Consider the following 761-nt stretch of genomic DNA (forward strand, 5'->3'; position numbering starts at 1 on the left):
GGTCAATTCTTCGGCGAAAGCATCGGTCCGGGAAAAACGATTTTCTGCGGATTGCCGCTTTTCCACGTCAATGCCGTGATGGTGACAGGTCTGCTGGCGTTCTCGCGTGGTGCCCACGTCGTGCTCGGCACACCGCAAGGTTATCGGGGCGAAGGCGTCGTCAAGCGTTTCTGGGAAATCGTCGAGCATTACCGCATCAACTTCTTCAGCGGTGTCCCGACACTGTACGGATCGCTGCTGGACGTTCCGGTTGGCGAACGGGATATCCGTTCGCTCGAGTATGGACTGTGCGGCGCCGCCCCCATGCCGGTCGAATTGCTTCGCACCTTCCAGGATCGCACAGGAATCAGAATCCTCGAGGGCTACGGCCTCACGGAAGGCACCTGCGTTAGCAGCGTGAACCCACCGCTTGGCGAGCGCAGGGTCGGTTCGATTGGTCTTCGTCTGCCCGGTCAGGCCATGAAAGCCGTGGTGATCGATGAGAGCGGCCGGTATGTACGGGATTGCGTCGCGGATGAGGTCGGCCAGCTGGTCATCTCCGGACCGAACGTCTTCGCTGGCTATACCCGGCCGGAGCAGAACAGTGGCATCTGGATGGAGGGTGGTGAGGGCGCCCGCTGGCTCATTACCGGCGATCTGGGACGCTGCGACCCCGACGGCTACTTCTGGCTCACCGGCCGGAAGAAGGAGCTGATTATCCGGGGCGGACACAACATCGACCCCGCGGCAATCGAAGAACCATTGCATCGCCATCCCGCAGT

At 61.4% G+C, this 761-nt stretch carries 1 protein-coding gene; it reads left to right on the forward strand.

The genetic code is table 11. From position 1 onward, the window contains the following. Positions 1-761, forward strand: a 761-nt coding sequence (locus P0D80_RS50735; protein ID WP_408296435.1) for an AMP-binding protein, incomplete at both ends; no start/stop codon positions are given.

The sequence above is a fragment of the Paraburkholderia sp. RL17-373-BIF-A genome (assembly GCF_046030175.1).
Classification (GTDB): Bacteria; Pseudomonadota; Gammaproteobacteria; order Burkholderiales; family Burkholderiaceae; genus Paraburkholderia.